Consider the following 22,797-nt stretch of genomic DNA (forward strand, 5'->3'; position numbering starts at 1 on the left):
ATTCTTTTTGTTTATACTAAAAGCAGAGAAACCGAAATAGGGGTGAAACGATGAATACTTTAGAAATTAAAAATTTAACGAAAAAATTTGGTGATTTCATCGCAGTTGATAATATGTCTTTATCTATTAAAGAAGGAGAAATATTTGGCTTTTTAGGATCGAATGGTGCTGGTAAGAGTACGACAATCAACATGATTGCTGGTTTGTTAAGAAGTAATGAAGGTGAAATTAGCATACTAGGAAAAAATATAAAGAAACATAATCGATTTGCGAAGATGAATATCGGTATCGTTCCGCAAGATATTGCAATTTATGAAGAGTTAACAGCCTATGAAAATGTGAAATTCTTTGCTGGATTGTACGGATTACGAGGAGCTGAATTAAAAGCTAGGGTCGAGGAAGCTCTTCAATTTGTAGGACTTAGCGATAAACAGAAAAGCTATCCAAAGAACTTTTCTGGTGGGATGAAACGAAGACTGAATATCGCTTGTGCAATTGCTCATAGACCGAAGTTAATTATTATGGATGAGCCGACAGTTGGAATTGATCCACAGTCAAGAAATTATATCCTGCAGTCTGTTCGGAAATTAAACGAAATGGGAAGTACGATTATTTATACGAGTCACTATATGGAAGAGGTAGAAGAGATTTGTACGAAAATAGCGATAGTAGATCACGGTAAAGTGATTGCAGAAGGAACGAAAGAGCAGTTAAAAGCGATTATTACTGATACGAAAGATATTTGGATTGAAGTGAAATCGGTAGAGAATTTAGATGTAGAAAAATTAAAAGTGATAAACGGTGTGAAAGCTGTTCAAATTGAAGAGAACGTAATTAAAGTAAATTCTGATGCAGGATTAAATAATTTAAATAAAATTGTTCAGCACTTCATCAATCATGACATTGAAATCCGTTCGTTAGAGGAGCAGGCTCCTAACTTAGAAACGGTATTCCTTACGTTAACTGGAAGGAACTTACGAGATAAATAAAGAGTAAATGAAGAAAAGATAAAGGGAGGTTCATCAATTGAACATCTTCAATATTGCAATTATGCATATGAAAAGGGATTTCAGAGACGTAAGAACTTTAGTTTTTATGTTAGCTTTTCCGATTGTGCTTATGCTTGTGTTAGGTACAGCATTAAGTAATGCGTTTAATAGTGATAGTCATTCAATTAAAGATATACAGGTGCTATATAAAGATGAAGCGAGTAGCACGTTTTCTCAAGCATTTGAAGCATTTGCGAAAGAAGTTGATAAATCGGGGATTCATTTTAAAAAAGCTTCTGAAGGTATAGATGGGAAGGAAGCAGTGAAGCAAAATAAATATGCTGCTTATGTAGAATTAAATAAAGATGGTGCAAAAACTTACGGAAGTGACAAAAGTAGTATTGAGGGAAGTATTGTGGAAGGTATGCTTACAACATTTGTTGATAAGTACAATGTAGCAGCCGAAGTTGCAAAAGTTGATCCTAGTAAGGTGAGCGCAGTTATTTCAAATGGAAATCATAATGATTATATAAAAGAAACATCTTTACAAGCTGCGAATAAACCGGGTTCTATGGATTACTATGCGGTTGTAATGACGACGATGATTGCGCTGTATGCTGCGATGGGAGCAAGTTTTCTAATTCGAGGCGAACGAATACGTAAAACAGGAGATCGCCTTATTGCTGCACCTATAAGTAAGGCTGAAATCTTCATTGGGAAAGTGCTTGGTAGTCTAGTAGCAAATGCCCTGTGCATATTACTCGTTATGTTATTTAGTAAATTTGTCTTTCAAGCGAATTGGGGAGATCACCTTGGAATCATATTTCTTATTTTATTAACAGAAGTCTTTCTAGCGATTAGCTTCGGTTTAGGGATTGGATATATTACAAAAACACCTGAATCGTCTAGAGCAATTATTATGGTGGTAGTGCAATTAGCTTCTATTTTTGGCGGTGCATATTTCGTAATAGAAGAAAATTTCGTTACGAATTTATCACCATTAACGTGGGCAAACACAGCTGTTATGAAAATTATTTATGCGAATGATGTAGGGGCAGCACTACCAGTCATTTCTTTAAATATTGGAATATCAGCACTTTTTTTATTAATTGCAATTATTGCATTACGTAGACGGGAGGGGCTATAGTATGAAAGATATTTTATGGCTCATACAAAAAACGTTATCTGTACTTTTGAAAAATAAAAAAGGGTTATTGATTATTATTAGTTTGCCAATAATCGGGACGCTCATCTCTTTTTCGATATACGGAAATGCAGGGCAAGGAACGTTAAATATCGGGATTGTAAATAAAGAAAATGAGCCGATAGCAAACGATACGATAAAGTTTTTAGAAGGATTAAATCATGTGAATGTGAGTAAGGTTAAGGAGTCTGAAATAGAAGATAAACTCACTTCTAAAAAACTTGATGGAGTTATTACATTAGCTTCTGGTTTTTCAAAAAGCGTTCGAGAAGGGAAACCAGATCATATTGAAATTGCATCGATTAAAGGTGATCAAGTAACAGGATTTATAAAATCATATTTATACAATTATATTGATAATGTAGCAGCTATTAGTAAAGTAGCAGGAACAGATCAAAGTGCATTTGATAAGATGTACGCAGGGTATCAAAAAAGTTCATTTGAAATGAAAACGGAGACGCTAGAAGATACTTCGAAAAATAAAGATATGACAAATCAAACGATGGGTTATCTTATTATGTTTATGCTGTTTTCAGCAGTGAACTTATCAGGATTTATTTTAAAAGAAAAAGAGAATAGAACGTATTTTAGATTATTATCAACACCAATTGACGGAAAGAAATTTATATTATCCAATGTGGCAGTAAATATGATGATATTAACATTGCAAATTGTCATTGCAGTACTATTTCTGACGAATGTTTTTCATACAAATATTAATATGCCTTTCATAGTAATGATTGGTGTGCTTATGATATTCGCTTTAATTGCAATTGGTTTATCATTAGTCATTGTGTCTTTTTCAAAAAGTTCAGCTGCTTCAAATGCAATGCAAAATTTAGTGATAGTACCAACATGTTTGCTTGCTGGATGTTATTTCCCGTACGACATTATGCCAAATGCAGTACAAAAAGTAGCTAATTTTCTTCCGCAGCGTTGGTTATTAGATACGATAGCAAAATTACAACAAGGAATTCCGTTCTCTGAGTTGTATTTAAACATATTAATTTTATTCGCTTTTGCGATTGCGTTCTTCTTAATTGCCATTTATAAATTTGGAAGAAATAATGATGCGAGAAACTTTGTTTAATACAAAAAGGGTGTGATGTAAAGTCACATCCTTTTTTGTATAAAGCATGAAATCTAAATTTGAATGACAAAATAGAAAGGAGGAAAGAAAACGAGCGGAAGGAAATTAAAATGATTAAAAAAATATTGCGAGTTACTTCTATTATTATTGCTATTTTCGTTTTTATTTTAATTTGGATGCATATTGACGTTACCTTAGGAAGGAAAATGGAAGCTGGCAAAAATATGCCGACAGAGTATGCTCCTCACTATAGTGATTTTCAATTATATGTAGAAGGGAAGTCGTTTTATAAACAGCTATTTACTGACATAAGAGAAGCAAAGCAATCTATTTACACGTATTTTTTTATTTTGTCGGATGATAAAAGTAGCCATACTTTTTTAAATTTATTAAAAGAGAAGGCAAAAGAAGGAGTAAACGTCTATTTATCAGTGGATCGCATTAATGATTTATCATTTGAAAGAAAGATGATAAGTGAATTGCGGGAAAGTGGTGTACATTTTACATATAGTAGAAAGCCTGAATTACCATTCGGGTTTTATTCACTTCACCATCGTAATCATCGCCGTATTACGACAATTGATGGGGAGATTGGTTATACAGGTGGTTTTAATATAGGAGATGAGTATTTAGGTAAAGATAAGCATTTTGGATATTGGCGTGACTATCATGTGCGGCTTAAAGGAGAAGGAGCAAAAGATTTAGAGGAACAATTTGCTTTAGATTGGAAACGAGATACGAAAGAGGATATAAAGAGGAGCACAAATAAGGCTAGCAAAGGGAATACATTGCATACTATGGTCAGTTACAATGGGCATTACGTTGCTGAAAAATATATAGAGCTAATAAAACAAGCTCAGCACTCAATTGTAATTGCAACGCCGTATTTTATAGCGAAAAATAAAGAATCAATGAATGCTTTAATTGCAGCACAAAAGCGTGGTGTTACAGTGAAAATACTTTGGTCATATAAACCAGATTTACCTCTTATAAAAGAAGCGGCGTATCCATACATACGTCAAGCTATTAATAATGGGATTACTGTATATGGGTATAAAAAAGGAATGTTCCATGGAAAATTAATGCTTATTGATAATGAATTAACCGTTATTGGCACAACAAACTTTACTTCGCGTAGCTTCAATATAAATGATGAAATGAACTTGTATATTCATGGTGGTTCAATTGTAGGACAAGTTAATGATGCGTTAACGGAGGATTTTCATGATTCAAAAGAAATGACGAAAGAGTTTTTTGAGAAGTTATCTTTTTGGGAGCGTTGTAAGGAGAAATTTGCGGGATGGATTGATTTTTATTTGTGATGATAAAGGAAGAAAGGGTGTCTAGAAAAGACGCCCTTTTTTGATGGGAAATAATTATTTTTCATGCACAAGCAATGAAGCATCGTCATTAATTAACGTCCCCACATGCTCACCTAAACAAATTCTTTTCATTACTCCAGGCTCATCAAAGTTAAAGACGTGTGCTGGTAAATTATAATCACGGGCAAGTAGTAAAGCGGCTTGATCCATTACTTGTATGTTTTGCCTAACTATATCGTTATAGTTTAGTTTTTTGTACATTTTTGCTGCTTTATTATGTTTTGGATCACTAGTAAAGACGCCATCGACACCTTGTTTTGCGACTAATATTGCGTCGCTATTCATTTCAATAGCTCTTTGTACGCTTGGATAATCTGTCGTCACGAACGGTTGCCCGTTTCCGCCTCCAAAGATAACGATATACCCGTTATCTAAATGGTGGACTGCACGTAGGCGAATGTATGGTTCAGCTACAGCATTAAACGGGATGGAAGTCATAACGCGCACTTCTTTATTTGTTTTACTTGTTAAAACGCCGCGTAGCATTAAGCTGTTAATGATTGTACCTAACGTCCCGATATTGTCAGCTTCTACACGATCGATTCCCCATTCTTCAGCTAGATGACCTCTAAAAATGTTACCGCCACCGATGACGATGGATACTTCGATACCTAAATCAACAATGGATAAAATTTCGTTTGCGATATGTTCTAATCGTTTGGAGTTAAAGCTATTTCCAGTTTGATCGGCAAGTGCACCGCCGCTTAATTTAATTAAGACACGTTTATATGGTCTCATAACAATTCCCCCTATATAGATCGCAATAAAAAAGGAACAAAGGCGAATGCCTTTGTTCCTTTTTAAGAAAATGAAAAAGAAAAGAAGAAGATAAGACGAATTGTTTTGTGTAGTTTTTCATATCATCCACTCCTTTTCATTTTGATTTGTTTTAAGTATATATCTTTTTGATTATACGAAACAATCTGACTACTTATCAAGTTTATTTTATCGTTTTTTAACAAAATGGTGTCAATGAAAAAAAGAAGAAAAATATTTGAATTTTTTGTGACGAACTTGTAGGTTTTTGTATGATTTTGTAGGTTCGCTTATAAGATGTGTGAGTAGCTTTTATAAATTCAAATTGAAAGCGTTCGCATGAAGGGGATGAACATAAATGAAAAAATTCGGATTGGCAACACAAATTTTTGTCGCGCTTGTTTTAGGGATTGTAGTAGGGGCAGTCTTTTATGGCAATAAAACGGCGATTTCTTATATTACACCAATTGGGGATATATTTATTCACTTAATTAAAATGATTGTAGTACCGATTGTTATTTCAGCATTAATTGTTGCGGTAGCTGGTGTAGGCGATATGAAGAAGCTTGGGAAACTGGGCGGGAAGACCATTCTTTATTTCGAAATTATTACGACGATTGCTATTTTAATGGGATTACTTGCGGCAAATATATTCCAGCCGGGTACTGGCGTTGATATGAATAACTTACAGCAAAGTGATATTTCTTCTTATAAACAAACAGCAGATGCTACAGAGAAGCAAGGATTCGCTGAGACGATTGTTCATATCGTACCGAAAAACGTATTTGAATCGATTGCACAAGGTGACTTATTACCGATTATTTTCTTCTCAGTATTATTCGGTTTAGGAGTCGCAGCAATTGGGGAAAAAGGAAAGCCTGTTTTTAACTTCTTTGAAGGTGTACTCGAAGCGATGTTTTGGGTTACAAATCAAGTTATGAAATTTGCACCATTTGGTGTATTCGCATTAATTGCGGTTACGGTTGCAAAATTTGGTGTAGCAACACTACTTCCTTTAGGAAAACTAGTGCTAGCTGTATACGTAACTGTTATACTATTCGTTGTGATTGTATTAGGTATTAATGCAAGAATGGTTGGCGTAAACATTTTTACATTAATGAAAATTTTAAAAGAAGAACTTATTCTTTCATTTACGACAGCAAGTTCAGAAGCTGTTCTACCTAATATAATGAGAAAAATGGAAGAGTTCGGTTGTCCAAAGGCAGTTGCCTCTTTCGTAATTCCGACAGGTTATACATTTAACTTGACTGGATCGGCTATTTATCAAGCGTTAGCGGCATTATTTGTTGCACAAATGTACGGTGTGCACATGTCACTGACAGAGCAAATAACGTTATTATTCGTTCTCATGTTAACATCCAAAGGTATGGCGGGAGTTCCAGGTGCATCGTTCGTTGTTGTATTAGCAACGTTAGGTTCAATGGGGTTACCACTAGAAGGTATCGCGTTAATTGCGGGAATTGACCGCATTTTAGATATGATTCGCTCATCTGTCAATGTATTAGGAAATGCATTAGCGGCGATTGTTATGTCGAAGTGGGAAGGCGAATTCGATAATGAGAAAGCAAAACAATATGTAGAAACAGTCAAAGAAACAAAAGCAGCATAAGAAATCGTTAAGGAGTGAATAATCATGGCAACATTAACTGAAGTTAAAAATGGTGTTCGAATTGAAAAAGACTTTTTAGGTGAAAAAGAAGTACCAAACTATGCATACTACGGCGTACAAACAATGCGTGCAGTTGAAAACTTCCCAATTACAGGATACAAAATCCATGAAGGTTTAATTAGAGCGTTCGCAGTTGTAAAAAAAGCTGCAGCGCTTGCCAATACAGATGTAGGAAGATTGGAATTGAACAAGGGCGGCGCGATCGCAGAAGCTGCTCAAGAAATTCTCGATGGAAAATGGCATGATCATTTTATCGTAGATCCAATCCAAGGCGGAGCAGGTACTTCAATGAACATGAATGCAAATGAAGTCATTGCCAATCGTGCTCTTGAATTATTAGGAATGGAAAAGGGAGACTATCATTATATTAGTCCAAATAGTCATGTAAACATGGCGCAATCAACAAACGATGCATTCCCAACGGCGATTCATATCGCAACATTAAACGCATTAGAAGGTTTATTACAAACGATGGGTTATATGCACGATGTATTTGAATTAAAAGCAGAACAGTTCGATCATGTGATTAAAATGGGGCGTACGCATTTGCAAGACGCTGTTCCAATTCGTCTTGGACAAGAATTTAAAGCGTACTCTCGCGTACTTGAACGTGATATGAAACGAATTCAGCAGTCACGTCAACACTTATATGAAGTGAATATGGGAGCAACTGCAGTTGGTACAGGCTTAAATGCAGATCCAGAATATATTCAAGCTGTTGTAAAACATTTAGCTGCAATTAGTGAACTACCACTAGTTGGTGCAGAAGACTTAGTAGATGCAACGCAAAATACGGATGCATACACAGAAGTATCTGCAGCACTGAAAGTATGTATGATGAATATGTCTAAAATTGCGAATGACCTTCGCTTAATGGCATCAGGTCCACGTGTTGGTTTAGCAGAAATTATGTTACCGGCTCGTCAACCAGGTTCATCTATTATGCCAGGGAAAGTAAACCCTGTTATGCCAGAAGTAATTAATCAAATTGCATTCCAAGTAATTGGTAACGACCATACAATTTGTCTTGCTTCAGAAGCAGGTCAATTAGAATTAAACGTGATGGAACCAGTACTTGTTTTCAACTTACTACAATCAATTAGCATTATGAATAACGGTTTCCGTGCCTTTACAGATAATTGCTTAAAAGGAATTGAAGCGAATGAAGATCGCTTAAAAGAGTATGTTGAGAAGAGTGTAGGAATTATTACAGCCGTGAACCCTCATATCGGTTATGAAGCAGCAGCTCGCGTTGCGAAAGAAGCAATCGCGACAGGGCAATCCGTTCGAGAACTTTGTGTGAAAAATGGTGTACTGTCACAAGAAGACTTAGAGTTAATTCTAGATCCATTCGAAATGACGCACCCAGGGATTGCAGGAGCAACTCTTTTAAAGAAAAACTAAAAGAAGAGGGGGGACAAGCCCCTCTTTTTTGTTTACAATATAGAAATGCTATATATGAATAGAGGTAGGGATGTTATGAGTAAGTTTACAGTAGCTTCTAATGGTTCATTAGAAACGACATTAAGAGGAGTAGAAGTATTATCAACACCACTTTTAAATAAAGGGGTTGCTTTCACGCAAGAAGAAAGAGAAGAATTAGGTTTAAAAGGGTTATTACCGCCAGCGGTTTTAACATTGGAAGAACAAGCGCGCCGAGCATACGAACAATTTTGTTCTCAGCCGGATGATTTATTAAAGAATGTATACTTAACAGCGTTACATGATCGAAATGAAGTATTATTTTATCGTATTTTAACAGATCATTTACGCGAAATGTTACCAATCGTATATACACCAACTGTCGGTGTAGCGATTCAAAGATATAGTCATGAATATCGTAAACCACGAGGTGTGTATTTATCAATTAACGATCCGTCAGGTATTGAGGAAGCATTCGCCAATATCGGTGCAACAGCAGAAAATATTGATTTAGTCGTTGTAACAGATGGAGAAGGTATACTTGGAATTGGTGATTGGGGCGTTGGTGGTATTAACATCGCGATTGGAAAATTAGCTGTTTATACAGCCGCAGTTGGAATCGATCCTAGCCGCGTATTACCGGTAATTTTAGATGTAGGTACAAATCGTGAAGAATTATTAGACAATCCATTTTATATTGGAAATCGTCACCCTCGTATAACAGGTGAAGCTTACGATGAATTTATTGATACATTTGTACAAGCGGTAAATAAGCAATTCCCGAAAGCACTTTTACATTGGGAAGACTTCAGTTCTCGAAATGCACGGAAAATTTTAGATAAATATCGTCATGATATTTGTACATTTAATGATGATATTCAAGGTACAGGTGCAGTTTCGCTTGCGGCTGTATTATCGGCAGTAAAAGCTTCTGGTGTACCGCTAAGTGAACACCGCGTTGTTGTGTTTGGTGCTGGTACGGCTGGAATCGGTATCGCAGATCAAGTTAGAGATGCGATGGTCCGCGCTGGCTTATCAGAAGAAGAATCATATAAGCGTTTCTGGTGTATTGATCGTAACGGGTTAGTTACAGATAACATGGAAGATCTTCTTGATTTCCAAATTCCGTATGCAAGAAAAGAAGCGGAAGTAAGTGAGTGGAAGCAAAATGGTGTGATTGGACTTGCTGAAGTTGTGAAACATGTGAAACCGACAATTTTAATTGGTACATCAACCGTTGCTGGTGCATTTAAAGAAGAAATTATTAAAGAAATGGCTTCTCACGTAGAAAGACCAATCATTTTACCGATGTCGAATCCGACGCCACTTGCTGAAGCAAAACCAGCCGATTTAATCGAGTGGACAGAAGGGAGAGCATTAGTTGCAACAGGAAGTCCATTTGAACCAGTTACATATAACGATGTAACGTATGTGATTGGACAATCAAATAATGCACTTATTTTCCCAGGACTTGGTCTTGGTACAATTGTCGTACGTGCAAGCGTTATGACGGACGGCATGTTCGCAGCAGCAGCTGAAGCAGTTGCAAGTATGGTGGACACAGGCCAGCCAGGAGCACCTATTTTGCCAGAAGTTGAAGAGTTACGTAATATCTCGGAAATGGTAGCAATTGAAGTAGCGAAAGTTGCCGTTGCGGAAGGTGTTGCGAGAGAGAACTTAAGTGATAACGATATCAAGATTGCAGTGAAAGAAGCAATCTGGGAGCCTGAGTATCGCCAAATAAAAGCGGTAGAAAAGGTTAGAATATAGAAATAAAGCCCGTTTATAATATAAGCGGGCTTTCACTTTTATTACTGAAAAAAGAGTATAGGAAGTGGCACCTTTGAATTGGAATCAATTATGGAAGAAAGATATATCTCTTTTAATTATATTAATGGTTGTTGTTCCGATTGCTGGAGAGCTTAATTTTCATCCTTTTAATGATACGTTTCGTGTTAGCTTTGGGACACCGTTATTCTTCTTTTTATTACTATTTTTAAGAAGAATACCAGCAGCTGCTGCGGGTATTCTTGTCGGTATATGTGTAGTCTTATTCCGAGTATGCCTTGACTGGGTCATGCAAGGCTCATTTCATATGACAGAATCATTTTATTTGCGTTATCCTGTGTTCTTTTATTATTTTATTTATGGAAGTCTTTTTTCACTTTGTAGGGTGAATAAGTTTCATCAGAAGCCAATTGTTATTGGGTGCCTTGGAATTTCAATTGAAATTGTTGCAAGTATGTCGGAACTTGCGTTTTATCACATGTTAGTACTAGGTACAACAATAACAATTTCTGAAGTAAATAAACTCATCATTATTGCTATTTTCCGTAGCTTCTTTGCACTTGGCTTTTTAAATATGATGAATTTATATGAAACGAAATTAAAAGAATCACAAGTTCGAAAAGAAAATGAAAAAATGTTCATGCACCTTTCAAATTTATATGTAGAATCTGTTCATTTGAAAAAAACGTTACAAAATGCAGAATTAATTACACAAGAAGCGTATCAATTATATCGGAATTTACAAGCGAATGATGATTCCAGCAGTAAAACAGCATTGAAAATAGCAGGAGAAGTGCACGAAATAAAAAAGGATAATCAAAGGATTTTTGCAGGATTATCTAAACTGTTATTAGATAAAAATGTGGCTGAGTATGTAGAAGGTCATGAGCTTACAGAAATGATTGTAAGAATAAATGAAAAGTATGCTGAAATGTTAGAGAAAGATATACGTTTTTCTAAACATATAGAAGGTGAACACGCTGCATATCACGTGTATACAGTGCTATCAATTTTTAATAACTTAGTTGCGAATGCAGTTGAAGCAATTGAAGATAGAGGTCTCATTCGTATTAAGTTATATAAACGAGAAAAAAATGTAATCTTTGAAGTGATTGACGATGGCCCAGGTATAACGCAAAAGTATAAGAAATTAGTATTTAAGCCCGGGTTTACTTCAAAGTATGATCAAACAGGAACACCGTCCACAGGTATTGGACTTTCTTACATAGATGAAATGGTAACAGAGCTCGGCGGAGAAGTAAGGTTAGAAGACAATGAAAATGGGAACGGGTGTAAGTTTATCGTTTGTTTACCGGAGTGCAGTTTAAAGCGGGAAGGGGAATAGGTTTGTTTTATTATATTGTAGATGATGATGAAGTTTTCCGTTCGATGCTTTCGCAAATTATTGAGGATGGCGATCTTGGGGAAGTAATTGGAGAATCGGAAGATGGAGCGTTTATTGAAGCAGAACAGTTAAATTATAAAAAAGTGGACATTTTATTTATTGATTTACTAATGCCGATGAGAGACGGCATTGAAACAGTTCGTCATATAGCATCTTCATTTACTGGGAAAATTATTATGATTTCCCAAGTTGAATCGAAACAGCTCATTGGTGAGGCATATACACTTGGTGTGGAATATTATATTACAAAACCACTAAACAAAATAGAAGTAGTATCTGTTGTACGAAAAGTGATAGAACGTATTCGTTTGGAACGTTCTATATATGACATTCAAAAATCATTGAATAATGTGTTTCAGTGGGAAAAGCCGCAAATGCGTAGTGAAACAGTGCAAGAAGGGAAAAAGATATCAGATTCAGGACGCTTCTTACTATCAGAACTCGGTATTGCGGGAGAGAATGGAAGTAAAGATTTGCTTAGTATGCTGGAATATTTATATGGACAAGAAAAGGCGCAAACATTTGAGTTTGGATTTCCTGCTTTAAAAGATATCTTTCACCAAATAACAGTAAAAAAATTAGGGGAACTAGCTTCAGAAGCAGATATAGAGAAGGAGAAAAAAGCATCTGAACAACGTGTGAGAAGAGCAATTTATCAATCATTAAACCATTTAGCTTCTCTTGGACTAACAGACTTTTCAAATCCGAAATTTGAAAGTTATGCTCCGAAGTTTTTTGATTTCACTGTGGTTAGAAAACGGATGACAGAAATGACAAAGGATGGGGTAGCGACTTCTGGCCATATACGAATTAATACGAAAAAATTTATTCAAGTGTTGTATTTTGAGGCGAAACGACTGATGGAGATAGAGTGAAAAGGTGCTTATAAATAAGCATCTTTTTTTGTTAAATCAACATTTTATATTTTCTCGTGAAGCATGTAAAATGTTAAGTAAGAGAAAATGGTTTTACATTAAGGAAGTGTCAAAACAATGAGTTTTACATTAAATAAATCGATTATTAAAGAAGTATGTGGAGAAACCTCATATAAAAGAGGTGAAGCTTATTATAAATCAAATAAAGTAATCGTGAATTACTATGATGAAACGAAAGAAATTTGTGAGGCGACGGTAAAAGGGAACGAGGATTTTCATGTTACGGTAGAAAAAGCTAAGAAAGGTGATGTTGTTGCGAGATGTAGTTGTCCTTCGTTAGCGTCTTTCCAAACGTACTGTCAACATGTAGCAGCTGTATTGATACAAATAAATTATAACCAGCAAACGGGTGGAATGGGCTCTATTAGTAGCAGAAATGATCAATTAACAAACGGGATGTTTCAGTTGTTTGCAGATAAACCACTGAGGCCAAAAAGTAAACAACATCGGTTTGATACACGTGAAATATTAGATGTTGCGTTTATATGTTCACCGGTAGCGACGAAAAGCGGTGGGGCTCTTCTTGGAATTCAGTTAAAACTTGCCAAAACATATTTTATAAATCATATTAGAGAATTTCTTTCTAAAGTGGAGAAGAGAGAGGCTTTTCATTGTTCCAATGAATTTACATATACGCCAGATGTACACAGTTTTAAACAAGAAACAGACGCGATTATACAACAACTCATTAAAATATATCATAACGAAAAAATGTATGAAGATGCACTAGAAGTACATGCGAAACAAGATAAAAGTATGATATTTATACCGCCAGCTTCTTGGAATGATATGCTCTCTGCACTTTCTAGAGCCGAGTATGTAAAGCTGAAACAAAATGAGCAACTGTTTCAGGGATTACACATTTCAAAAGGGTTATTGCCATTACATTTTGAGTTTACGAAAGGGAATAATGGCGGGTTTACCCTTCATATAGACGATCTAAATCGTGTTCGAGTTTTGGAGATGTATAACAACGCCCTTTACGATGGGAAATTATATCATTTATCTATGGAAGATTGTATGCGACTTATTGAATTGCAAAAGATGATGAGTCGCTCAAATAGCAATCAGTTTTATATTCCTGAAAATAAGATGGAACATTTCGTAGCGAAAGTTGTGCCTGGATTAATGAAACTTGGAACAGTGCGCATTGATGAAGTCATATCCGATCGTGTTGAAACGCCATCGTTAAAAGCAAAGCTATATTTAGATCGTGTGAAAAATCGTTTGCTAGCAGGTCTTGAATTTCATTATGGAAACGTCGTGATTAATCCGCTAGAAGAAGACGGGCAACCTTCTGTTTTTAATCGTGATGAGAAAAAGGAAAAAGAGATTTTAGACATTATGAGTGAAAGTGCCTTTGCGAAAACAGAAGGCGGTTACTTTATGCATAATGAAGAAGCTGAGTATAACTTTTTATATCACATCGTTCCAACGTTAAAAGGTTTAGTTGATATTTACGCGACGACAGCAATTAAATTACGCATTCATAAAGGTGATACCGCACCTCTTATTAGAGTGAGAAGAAAAGAAAGAATTGATTGGTTATCATTTCGTTTTGATATAAAAGGAATACCAGAAGCTGAAATTAAAGGTGTATTAGCGGCTCTTGAGGAGAAACGTAAATATTACCGATTAGCGAATGGTTCTCTATTATCACTAGAGAGCAAAGAGTTTAATGAAATTAATCAGTTTGTAAAAGAATCAGGTATTCGAAAAGAATTTTTACATGGGGAAGAAGTGAATGTTCCGCTTATTCGGAGTGTAAAATGGATGAACGGACTTCACGAGGGTAATGTTTTAAGTTTAGATGAATCTGTGCAAGATCTAGTGGAAAGCATTCAAAACCCGAAAAAATTAAAATTTACAGTGCCACAAACTTTACATGCTGTAATGAGAGAGTATCAAGTATATGGATTTGAGTGGATGAAGACACTCGCCTATTACCGTTTTGGCGGTATTTTAGCAGACGATATGGGACTTGGAAAAACGCTGCAAAGTATTGCTTATATAGATTCTGTTTTGCCTGAAATTCGGGAGAAGAAGCTGCCTATATTAGTCGTTTCACCGTCCTCGCTCGTTTATAATTGGTTTAGTGAATTGAAAAAATTCGCCCCACATATTAGAGCGGTTATTGCAGATGGAAATCAAACAGAACGACGAAAAATCTTAAAAGACGTAGCGGAATTTGATGTCGTAATTACGTCATATCCATTACTAAGAAGAGATATAAGGTCGTATGCGAGGCCGTTTCATACGCTATTTCTTGATGAAGCACAGGCGTTTAAAAATCCGACAACGCAAACTGCAAGAGCAGTGAAAACAATTCAAGCTGAATATCGTTTCGGACTAACAGGAACGCCTGTAGAAAATTCATTAGAAGAGCTATGGTCTATTTTCCACGTTGTATTTCCAGAATTATTACCAGGAAGAAAAGAGTTCGGTGATTTAAGGCGTGAAGATATAGCGAAGCGCGTAAAACCTTTCGTATTAAGACGATTAAAAGAAGATGTATTACAGGAGCTGCCAGATAAAATAGAGCACTTACAGTCATCGGAGTTATTACCAGACCAAAAGAGACTATATGCTGCTTATTTAGCGAAATTAAGAGAAGAAACGTTAAAACATTTAGACAAAGACACGTTACGTAAAAATAAAATTAGAATTTTAGCTGGCTTAACGAGATTGAGACAAATTTGCTGTCATCCCGCTTTATTCGTTGATGATTATAAAGGGAGTTCAGCTAAATTTGAGCAACTGTTAGACATACTAGAGGAATGTAGAAGTACTGGTAAGAGAATTTTAATCTTTTCTCAATTTACAAAGATGCTGTCCATTATTGGTCGTGAATTAAATCGTCAAGCGATTCCATACTTTTATTTAGACGGAAATACACCTTCGCAAGAACGTGTAGAGCTATGTAATCGATTTAACGAAGGGGAAGGGGACCTATTTCTCATTTCTTTAAAAGCTGGTGGTACGGGGCTTAACTTAACGGGTGCCGATACGGTTATATTATACGATTTATGGTGGAATCCAGCTGTTGAACAACAAGCAGCAGATCGGGCATATCGGATGGGACAGAAAAATACGGTACAAGTTATTAAGTTAGTGGCTCACGGAACAATCGAGGAAAAAATGCATGAACTGCAAGAGAGTAAGAAAAATTTAATTGCTGAAGTGATTGAGCCGGGAGAAGAGAAATTATCATCCATCACGGAAGAAGAAATTCGAGATATTTTAATGATCTAATAAAGAAAGCTATGCCTTCAAATATATGAGGGCATAGCTTTTTCGTTGTAATAATTATATTTTGTTTTGTACAAAGTAAAGAAACTAAATGTTATTTCTTTGTACCTTTACTTTTGTATGGCTTTGCAGCTTTCTTCTTTTTTGCACTTGATTGCCAACGGTTCCACCCTTTACTTCCTGTACCTTGTCCTACACCTTTTTTCGGTTTTGCTTTCGTTTTACTCATATAATCACTCCGTTATATAAAAATCTAATTTGATAATAGTCAATGATTTAGAAAATACTCTTTATAAATGACTATGTTTGCTTTAAGGAAAACAAACTGCTTGAATGCTATAGTATATCATGAATTTGCAAGTAAACTGAAAGGAATTACAAAGAAAATGAAAATAATACGAAATACTGCGGATTCTATATTTCGAACGATTACATTAATCGTCGTATATACGTTAGTTTCAGTTAGTGAGACGTTTTTTAGAATACCTAGGCAAAAGAAGTAAAGAAGGTATATTGGAAACAATCAATAAAGCCGTAAAATAAAGAATTGAAAAATATTTTAAAACTTTTTGTTGACTTTCTTTATTTTTTGTATAGAATAATCATTAATAAAATGTTTCAGAGATGTGACAACAAAACGACTATGAAAGGACGAGTAGTAGTAGGACGTAGTCTAAGCGAGTCAGGGATGGTGTGAGCCTGATACGAAGCCTATTATGAAGAACCTCCTGGAGTTGCTAACCGAAATCCTTGATAGGAAAGTAGACTTAGCCGGGAACTTCGCCGTTACAAGAAGAACAGTATCGAGATATTTCATCTCCGTATTGTATAAGTGAGCAACCTCTGTTGCTAATTTGGGTGGTACCGCGGAACCAAAGCCTTTCGTCCCAGTTTTTTGGGAAAGAAGGGCTTTTTTTGTTGGCTTCTTTTCACAACATCCAAACATTTTAGGAGGAAACCACCATGTATCAATCATTAATGACAGTAAGAGAGACTCAAATCGCAATTAAGGAAGTTAAAACATTTTTCGAGGATCAATTAGCAAAACGACTTGAATTATTCCGTGTATCTGCACCATTATTCGTAACGAAAAAATCAGGATTAAACGATCACCTAAACGGTGTAGAACGTCCAATTGAATTTGATATGTTACACTCAGGAGAAGAATTAGAAATTGTGCACTCACTAGCGAAGTGGAAACGATTTGCACTCCATGAATATGGATATGAAGCTGGTGAAGGTTTATATACAAACATGAACGCGATCCGTCGTGATGAAGAACTTGATGCAACACATTCTATTTACGTTGACCAATGGGATTGGGAAAAAATCGTTCAAAAAGAATGGCGTACTGTAGATTATTTACAAAAAACAGTACTAACAATTTATGGAATATTCAAAGATTTAGAAGACCACTTATTTGAAAAGTATCCGTTCCTTGGGAAGTATTTACCAGAAGAAATTGTATTCGTTACTTCTCAAGAACTAGAAGATAAATATCCAGAATTAACACCGAAAGATCGTGAACATGCAATTGCAAAAGAACACGGTGCAGTCTTCATTATCGGAATTGGTGATGCACTTCGTTCAGGTGAAAAGCATGATGGACGCGCAGCTGATTATGATGATTGGAAATTAAACGGTGATATTTTATTCTGGCACCCAGTACTACAATCTTCATTTGAATTATCATCAATGGGAATTCGTGTTGATAGTAAATCACTTGATGAGCAGTTAACGAAAACAGGTGAAGACTATAAACGTGAGTATGATTTCCATAAAGGTATTTTAGAAGACATACTACCATTAACAATTGGCGGTGGTATCGGACAATCGAGAATGTGCATGTACTTCTTACGTAAAGCACATATTGGTGAAGTTCAATCTTCTGTATGGCCTGACGATTTACGTGAAGCTTGCAAGAAAGAAAACATTCATCTATTTTAATAGAAGAGAGAGAATAGCTTAAATATAGGGCTATTCTCTCTTTTTTTACTTTGTAAACGAATGGTTTACAGTGAGTTTTACTAATGGTTTCTTTCTTTTATATCTCTTTTTATGTAATAATTTGTTAAAGGAGAGGGATGTTATGAGCTTAGGAGAGCAGTTAAAAAAATTACGAGAGTCAAAGGGATTTTCACAAGAGGATGTTGCTAAAAAGATTGGTGTGACGAGGCAAGCGGTATATAAGTGGGAGAATGATAAAAGTTGTCCTGATATTGATAATTTAATTTTACTAAGCGAAATGTACAATGTTACGCTCGATGAGTTAATAAAAGGGAATCAAAACATGAAAGAAAAAATACATATTGATGAAGAAGATGAGGATTTTGAGAAAGAGAACGAATTTGGTTTTTATATTGGATTTGGTTTGTTAATTATGAGTGCTTTCGTTGAATATGAAAAAATACAGGTGATTGTATTAGGCGTTGCATTATTCATGATGGTATTTTACTCGGATGTGAAGAAAGTTATTTTGAATAAATATAGATCGTTTTTTCATAGAAAAGAGCGATAAGATATAAAATGAGAAGAGTCAGTTATATTTCCTAGGAAAAGGTAAAGCGAATAATTAAATTATTTCATAATGATTTTTGGATATTAGTGATATGTTAAAGAACTGTTTGGATAGAGTCTTGAAATCTATGTGTAAAATGAAAATATATTTTTAAAAACTCAAACAAGCATAACCACGTTCTGGAGTGAGGACGTGGTTAAAAATATAGTAGTTTCATTTATAATACATCACTTACTTGTTACCGAGTTCTTCCGCTAAACCGATTAAAACCCCTTCGGTTCCACGAATGTAGCAGAGACGGTAAGAGTTCTCGTATTGAACTACTTCACCAACGAGTTGAGCACCATGCTTAGTAGTAAGCCTAGATACCATTTCATCAATGTCTTCAACGGTGAACATGACGCGCAAATAACCGAGGGCATTGACAGGAGCTGTCCGGTGATCTCCTATAGCGGGCGGGGTAAGAAATCGCGAAAGTTCAATTCGGCTATGGCCATCTGGAGTCACCATCATAGCAATCTCTACGCACTGCGAACCGAGTCCGGTTACGCGACCAGCCCATTCCCCCTCTACAGTGGCGCGCCCTTCGAGTTTTAACCCAATCTCCTCGAAGAAAGAGATTGCATGATCAAGGGATTCTACAACGATGCTAACATTGTCCATTCTGAGTAATTTATTTTTTGACATTGTCTTTATCTCCTTATATGTAAAAGTGTATTATCTAATCATCATCTTCATTATACTATTAAAAAGTTACAAATTCCTTTCAAACAAAAACACCTTGTCACAGTTTAGGAAAATGTGACAAGGTGTTTTTAAGTATGTCATATAGTATCTTGTTAACAAACAATACCGAGACTTCCTTGCAAAAATATTTCTATCCTGTACGGCATTAAATGATCCGATTGTTGTATAGAATTAATTGTATTTTTTTAATGACACATAAATTTCTTGTCACTCTATATAATGCAAACAGCTTTCTATTTTTAATAGGAAGGAAATAGATTCATATAATTTGTTTTAAGTAGTACCGCTGGAAATTAACTCATTTGTACTAAAGGCACAATTTTCGCCATAAATGATTGATGCAGTGCCTCAACACCTGTCACTAAATGAAGGCGGTCAATAACGACAGACACTTTAATTTCTGATGTACTTACCATTTTAATATGAATATTTTCTTCTTTTAAAGTAGTGAACATATTCGCAGCAACACCTGGATTAGAGACCATACCAGATCCTACAATTGATACTTTTGCTAAATGATTTTCATATTCTACTGCTTCATAGTGAAGTGCCTCTTGATTTTGTTCCAATACTTCTAATGTTTCTCTTAAATCATTAGAATGGATGGAGAAGGAGAGATGAACAGTTCCTTCATTAGTAATACTTTGAATGATGATATCTACATTAATATGTGCCGCTGCTAATGTAGAGAAAACAGTTGAAAGTGAACCTTGTTCTAATCCTTTCACTGTGATGCGTGTAATATTATCTTCAAATGCAATACCTTTAACGATTGATTGTTGTTCCATGTTACATTCTCCTTTTACAATTGTTCCGTTTTCTTGTTCCATACTTGAGCGAACTTCTAAAATGACATTATGATTTTTAGCAAACTCAACAGCACGCGGGTGTAATACACCAGCACCGAGGTTTGCAAGTTCTAACATTTCGTCATAAGAAATTTCATCTAATTTATAAGCATCTTTTACAACTCGTGGATCCGTCGTATATACGCCAGTCACATCTGTGTAAATATCACATTTTTTTGCGTTTAGTGCAGCAGCTAATGCGACAGCAGTTGTATCAGAACCACCTCGTCCAAGCGTTGTAATTTCAAGATCTTCACTGACTCCTTGGAAACCAGCTACAATAACAATCGTGCCTTTAGTAAGATAAGACTGAATTCGATCTGTATGAATGTCAGTAATCCGTGCACTACTATGTACAGATTCTGTCGTAATACCAGCTTGCCATCCTGTTAATGAAATCGCGTTATAGCCTTTTGCTTGCAGTGCCATCGTTAATAATGAAATAGTTACTTGCTCTCCTGTCGATAGAAGCATATCCATTTCGCGTTTACTTGGATTTTCTGTAATTGCGTTAGCAAGTGCTACAAGTTCATCTGTACTTTTTCCCATTGCTGAAACGACAGAGACGATACTATGTCCTCGTTCATATTCTTCAATAATTAAATTTGCTACATGTTGAATACGCTCAACACTTCCGACAGAAGTGCCACCAAATTTTTGTACAATCGTTTCCATTACGAATTCCTTCTTTCATCCATTTTTAAGAATAGATTAGGATATATACAAATCCCAATATTCCTGTAGTTACCAGAGAAAAACAAAAAACACCATCTCAAATAAGTGAGGATGGTGCTGTTACAGGAAAAGGGAAACAGAAAACGGAGCTAATAAAAAAACCGCCAAAAAAGGAATACCATGAAAATGATATCTCTTTTTTGTAGATAGCTCTTCATACATACACGTCTGTACATATGACAGTTCTGTTTCTATTCGAAAACAGCCCCAATCGATACATACAGAGAAATATATCGATTTCGGCAATACTTCCTTTCATCTAATTTCATAGACATCTCTGTGTCTCCATTAGAATACTCATAAGTATCGCAACCTCTATCTCACGTTTTAGGCGAGAGTGTTTGATTTATGAAGTTGTTGGTAACATTTGTTTTATAATAATTTAAATTTTTCGAGGAATCAAGTGTTTTATATATATTTTAAAAATTCTATCTTTTTTACGAGGAAGTTTGTGAAAAATGTAGCAAAATAAATTTATTACATGTACATTAAAATTATAGTTCATTGGAGGTGGAAGAATGAAAGGGAAAAAGCCTATTTATGTTTCAGCAGAAATGAACACAACAATGGAAAAATTATGGGAATACACGCAAGAACCACATATATATACAGAATGGGATGCCCGCTTTACTGAAATTTCATATGTAGAGAAAAAAGAAGGAGAACTACAGAAATTTTTATATAAAACAAAAATCGGATTTGGACTTGAAATAGCTGGGGAAGGGGAATCGATAGGTGAGATAAGAAAAGAAACGGGAGAACGTATTTCTTCTTTAAAATTTTGGACAGAAAATCAATTATCACTTATTCAAATAGGGCGTGGTTATTGGAAGTATACACCCCTTAAAGAACACATTCATTTTGAGACGCAATATGATTATGATACGAGGTTTGGTCGTATAGGGAATGTAATAGATTTCTATATGTTTCGGCCGTTATTAGGCTGGGCGACTGCTTGGAGTTTTGATGCTTTAAAATTATGGTTAGAAAAGGGGCTTCATCCTAGGTTGCTAATTAGAAGAACAATGACATATTGGCTCGTATGTTTTTTATTTGCATTTGTATGGATGTATCAAGGGATCTTCCCAAAAATAATTTTCAGTCATCCAGAAGAGATGAAGATGCTTTCTGCGATTATTGATTCAACTGGAAATAGTATTGCAATTCTTAAAGTAATAGGGATGTTAGAAATTATTTTTGGTATCATATGGCTATTTCCAGTTCCAAAACAAAAATTATTTATACTACATATTTTTATGTTAATAGCTTTAACGATAGTGGCAGGATTTACGAATATCGTAAGCTTTACAGAGCCGTTTAATCCAATTACATTAAACGTTTTACTAATGGGGGTATCGATTGTCGGTTATATAAATAGTTTTGATTTACCAAGTGCAAAAAATTGCAAGAGGAAGAGAAAGGGATAATGTATGGCTAATATGTATGAAAGACTATTAGGGGATTCTTATAACAAACTTCATCCAAAATTACAGAAACGCTATGAGATTACAGAAGAAAATAGCTTTACTGGAGAAGGAAAGATGGATGAAATTTACGGAGGTTCTTTTTTCGTAAAATTGATATTAAAAATTGCATCGAAGTTTCGAATGTTTTTCCCTGAGCGTGGGAAGAAAGTGCCATTTACAATACATAATACCGCTGAGCGAGATGAACATGGACATGAACTTGTGCGGTGGAATCGTACTTTTTACTTTCGTAATAAGAAAAGATATTTTAATGCGGTAATGAAACTTGATGAAAATGAAATTGTAGATTATTTTGGTGAACCACATTTACTCGTCTCTACATTGGATTTTTATATTGATGAGTTAGGGGCAATGCATATCTCTTCAAAGAAACAATGGTTTTATATGTTTGGAAGAAAAATCTCTTTACCGAAATTTTTATACGGAGAGGCAAACATTGTTGAAAGTTATGATGACGAATTACAATGTTTTCGAATTCATGTTCAAGTACAAAATCCGTTAATTGGTTCGCTATTTTCATATAAGGGAACATTTGTGGAGAGGAAATAAATG

19 protein-coding genes, 1 riboswitch and 1 other annotated feature are annotated in these 22,797 nt (G+C 35.3%); of the genes, 15 read left to right on the forward strand and 4 right to left on the reverse strand.

All coding sequences use genetic code 11. From position 1 onward, the window contains the following. Positions 1-50: 50 nt before the first annotated feature. The 4 genes from ACTFR9_RS01590 to ACTFR9_RS01605 all read left to right on the forward strand — a co-directional run bounded on the left by ACTFR9_RS01590 (position 51) and on the right by ACTFR9_RS01605 (position 4,605). A complete protein-coding gene (locus ACTFR9_RS01590; RefSeq protein ID WP_001093821.1) occupies positions 51-989 on the forward strand; it encodes an ABC transporter ATP-binding protein in 939 nt (312 codons plus the stop codon). Positions 990-1,026: 37 nt separating this feature from the next. Beyond that, positions 1,027-2,136 (forward strand): ABC transporter permease, encoded by a 1,110-nt coding sequence (locus ACTFR9_RS01595; protein WP_001020167.1) that lies wholly within the window; start codon positions 1,027-1,029, stop codon positions 2,134-2,136. A 1-nt stretch (position 2,137) separates the two neighbouring features. Further along, positions 2,138-3,283, forward strand: a complete 1,146-nt coding sequence (locus ACTFR9_RS01600; RefSeq protein ID WP_000651872.1) for an ABC transporter permease — start codon at positions 2,138-2,140, stop codon at positions 3,281-3,283. A 110-nt stretch (positions 3,284-3,393) separates the two neighbouring features. Beyond that, positions 3,394-4,605 carry a phospholipase D-like domain-containing protein gene (locus ACTFR9_RS01605; protein WP_141491371.1) on the forward strand — a complete coding sequence of 404 codons (1,212 nt, stop codon included), beginning with the start codon at positions 3,394-3,396 and terminating at the stop codon, positions 4,603-4,605. A 54-nt stretch (positions 4,606-4,659) separates the two neighbouring features. Here ACTFR9_RS01605 and pyrH read toward each other — a convergent pair whose 3' ends face one another. Next, positions 4,660-5,403 carry a UMP kinase gene (gene pyrH / locus ACTFR9_RS01610; RefSeq protein ID WP_001248049.1) on the reverse strand — a complete coding sequence of 248 codons (744 nt, stop codon included), beginning with the start codon at positions 5,401-5,403 and terminating at the stop codon, positions 4,660-4,662. Between the two features lie 376 nt (positions 5,404-5,779). Here pyrH and ACTFR9_RS01615 point away from each other — a divergent pair, with 376 nt between their 5' ends. The 6 genes from ACTFR9_RS01615 (at position 5,780) to ACTFR9_RS01640 (ending at position 15,913) form a co-directional block, all read left to right on the forward strand. Then, entirely contained in the window at positions 5,780-7,051 is a 1,272-nt protein-coding gene (locus ACTFR9_RS01615) for a cation:dicarboxylate symporter family transporter (RefSeq protein ID WP_000713289.1), read from the forward strand. A 24-nt stretch (positions 7,052-7,075) separates the two neighbouring features. Continuing rightward, a complete protein-coding gene (gene aspA / locus ACTFR9_RS01620) occupies positions 7,076-8,515 on the forward strand; it encodes an aspartate ammonia-lyase (RefSeq protein ID WP_000224208.1) in 1,440 nt (479 codons plus the stop codon). Positions 8,516-8,590: 75 nt separating this feature from the next. Next, positions 8,591-10,303 carry an oxaloacetate-decarboxylating malate dehydrogenase gene (gene malS / locus ACTFR9_RS01625; protein WP_140385442.1) on the forward strand — a complete coding sequence of 571 codons (1,713 nt, stop codon included), beginning with the start codon at positions 8,591-8,593 and terminating at the stop codon, positions 10,301-10,303. A 64-nt stretch (positions 10,304-10,367) separates the two neighbouring features. Continuing rightward, positions 10,368-11,666, forward strand: coding sequence for a sensor histidine kinase (locus tag ACTFR9_RS01630; protein WP_001997204.1), 1,299 nt, complete (start codon positions 10,368-10,370; stop codon positions 11,664-11,666). A gap of 2 nt (positions 11,667-11,668) precedes the next feature. Beyond that, positions 11,669-12,601 (forward strand): response regulator, encoded by a 933-nt coding sequence (locus ACTFR9_RS01635; protein ID WP_000500322.1) that lies wholly within the window; start codon positions 11,669-11,671, stop codon positions 12,599-12,601. A gap of 117 nt (positions 12,602-12,718) precedes the next feature. Next, positions 12,719-15,913, forward strand: coding sequence for an SNF2 helicase associated domain-containing protein (locus ACTFR9_RS01640; protein WP_229136856.1), 3,195 nt, complete (start codon positions 12,719-12,721; stop codon positions 15,911-15,913). A gap of 91 nt (positions 15,914-16,004) precedes the next feature. Here the strand turns inward: ACTFR9_RS01640 and ACTFR9_RS01645 are convergent, their stop codons facing one another. Continuing rightward, complete coding sequence (locus ACTFR9_RS01645; protein WP_000047591.1) at positions 16,005-16,139, reverse strand: DUF3934 domain-containing protein; 135 nt, start codon at positions 16,137-16,139, stop codon at positions 16,005-16,007. Between the two features lie 100 nt (positions 16,140-16,239). Between ACTFR9_RS01645 and ACTFR9_RS01650 the strand changes: the two genes are divergently transcribed. From ACTFR9_RS01650 to ACTFR9_RS01660, 3 genes are all read left to right on the forward strand, one after another. Continuing rightward, positions 16,240-16,413 (forward strand): hypothetical protein, encoded by a 174-nt coding sequence (locus ACTFR9_RS01650; RefSeq protein WP_001983127.1) that lies wholly within the window; start codon positions 16,240-16,242, stop codon positions 16,411-16,413. A gap of 131 nt (positions 16,414-16,544) precedes the next feature. Next, positions 16,545-16,803 (forward strand) — a binding site (T-box leader). Between the two features lie 70 nt (positions 16,804-16,873). Continuing rightward, positions 16,874-17,857 (forward strand): aspartate--ammonia ligase, encoded by a 984-nt coding sequence (asnA, locus tag ACTFR9_RS01655; protein WP_000284909.1) that lies wholly within the window; start codon positions 16,874-16,876, stop codon positions 17,855-17,857. A gap of 142 nt (positions 17,858-17,999) precedes the next feature. After that, positions 18,000-18,428, forward strand: a complete 429-nt coding sequence (locus ACTFR9_RS01660) for a helix-turn-helix domain-containing protein (protein WP_229136857.1) — start codon at positions 18,000-18,002, stop codon at positions 18,426-18,428. A gap of 231 nt (positions 18,429-18,659) precedes the next feature. Here ACTFR9_RS01660 and ACTFR9_RS01665 read toward each other — a convergent pair whose 3' ends face one another. Together ACTFR9_RS01665 and ACTFR9_RS01670 are read right to left on the reverse strand one after the other, a co-directional pair. Beyond that, positions 18,660-19,115, reverse strand: a complete 456-nt coding sequence (locus ACTFR9_RS01665; RefSeq protein ID WP_061130797.1) for a VOC family protein — start codon at positions 19,113-19,115, stop codon at positions 18,660-18,662. Between the two features lie 353 nt (positions 19,116-19,468). Further along, on the reverse strand, positions 19,469-20,698 hold the full coding sequence (locus ACTFR9_RS01670; RefSeq protein ID WP_229136858.1) for an aspartate kinase: 1,230 nt from the start codon (positions 20,696-20,698) through the stop codon (positions 19,469-19,471). A 199-nt stretch (positions 20,699-20,897) separates the two neighbouring features. Continuing rightward, positions 20,898-21,084: riboswitch (Lysine riboswitch) on the reverse strand. A 192-nt stretch (positions 21,085-21,276) separates the two neighbouring features. Here ACTFR9_RS01670 and ACTFR9_RS01675 point away from each other — a divergent pair. Together ACTFR9_RS01675 and ACTFR9_RS01680 are read left to right on the forward strand one after the other, a co-directional pair. Next, the gene (locus ACTFR9_RS01675) at positions 21,277-22,185 is read left to right on the forward strand and encodes a DoxX-like family protein (protein ID WP_000676660.1); all 909 of its coding nucleotides are present in this window, start codon (positions 21,277-21,279) and stop codon (positions 22,183-22,185) included. 3 nt (positions 22,186-22,188) lie between these two features. Further along, positions 22,189-22,794 carry a DUF4166 domain-containing protein gene (locus tag ACTFR9_RS01680; RefSeq protein ID WP_000002643.1) on the forward strand — a complete coding sequence of 202 codons (606 nt, stop codon included), beginning with the start codon at positions 22,189-22,191 and terminating at the stop codon, positions 22,792-22,794. Positions 22,795-22,797: the final 3 nt, after the last annotated feature.

The sequence above is a fragment of the Bacillus cereus group sp. MYBK222-1 genome, assembly GCF_051916425.1.
GTDB classification, from domain to species: domain Bacteria; phylum Bacillota; class Bacilli; order Bacillales; family Bacillaceae_G; genus Bacillus_A; species Bacillus_A paranthracis.

Bases quoted from the DNA above. Each gene is read 5' to 3' on its own strand.
- ACTFR9_RS01590 (WP_001093821.1), top strand. From the start codon at position 51: ATGAATACTTTAGAAATTAAAAATTTAACGAAAAAATTTGGTGATTTC.
- ACTFR9_RS01600 (WP_000651872.1), top strand. From the start codon at position 2,138: ATGAAAGATATTTTATGGCTCATACAAAAAACGTTATCTGTACTTTTG.
- ACTFR9_RS01605 (WP_141491371.1), top strand. From the start codon at position 3,394: ATGATTAAAAAAATATTGCGAGTTACTTCTATTATTATTGCTATTTTC.
- pyrH (WP_001248049.1), bottom strand. From the start codon at position 5,403: ATGAGACCATATAAACGTGTCTTAATTAAATTAAGCGGCGGTGCACTT.
- ACTFR9_RS01615 (WP_000713289.1), top strand. From the start codon at position 5,780: ATGAAAAAATTCGGATTGGCAACACAAATTTTTGTCGCGCTTGTTTTA.
- aspA (WP_000224208.1), top strand. From the start codon at position 7,076: ATGGCAACATTAACTGAAGTTAAAAATGGTGTTCGAATTGAAAAAGAC.
- malS (WP_140385442.1), top strand. From the start codon at position 8,591: ATGAGTAAGTTTACAGTAGCTTCTAATGGTTCATTAGAAACGACATTA.
- ACTFR9_RS01640 (WP_229136856.1), top strand. From the start codon at position 12,719: ATGAGTTTTACATTAAATAAATCGATTATTAAAGAAGTATGTGGAGAA.
- ACTFR9_RS01645 (WP_000047591.1), bottom strand. From the start codon at position 16,139: ATGAGTAAAACGAAAGCAAAACCGAAAAAAGGTGTAGGACAAGGTACA.
- asnA (WP_000284909.1), top strand. From the start codon at position 16,874: ATGTATCAATCATTAATGACAGTAAGAGAGACTCAAATCGCAATTAAG.
- ACTFR9_RS01660 (WP_229136857.1), top strand. From the start codon at position 18,000: ATGAGCTTAGGAGAGCAGTTAAAAAAATTACGAGAGTCAAAGGGATTT.
- ACTFR9_RS01665 (WP_061130797.1), bottom strand. From the start codon at position 19,115: ATGTCAAAAAATAAATTACTCAGAATGGACAATGTTAGCATCGTTGTA.
- ACTFR9_RS01670 (WP_229136858.1), bottom strand. From the start codon at position 20,698: ATGGAAACGATTGTACAAAAATTTGGTGGCACTTCTGTCGGAAGTGTT.
- ACTFR9_RS01675 (WP_000676660.1), top strand. From the start codon at position 21,277: ATGAAAGGGAAAAAGCCTATTTATGTTTCAGCAGAAATGAACACAACA.
- ACTFR9_RS01680 (WP_000002643.1), top strand. From the start codon at position 22,189: ATGGCTAATATGTATGAAAGACTATTAGGGGATTCTTATAACAAACTT.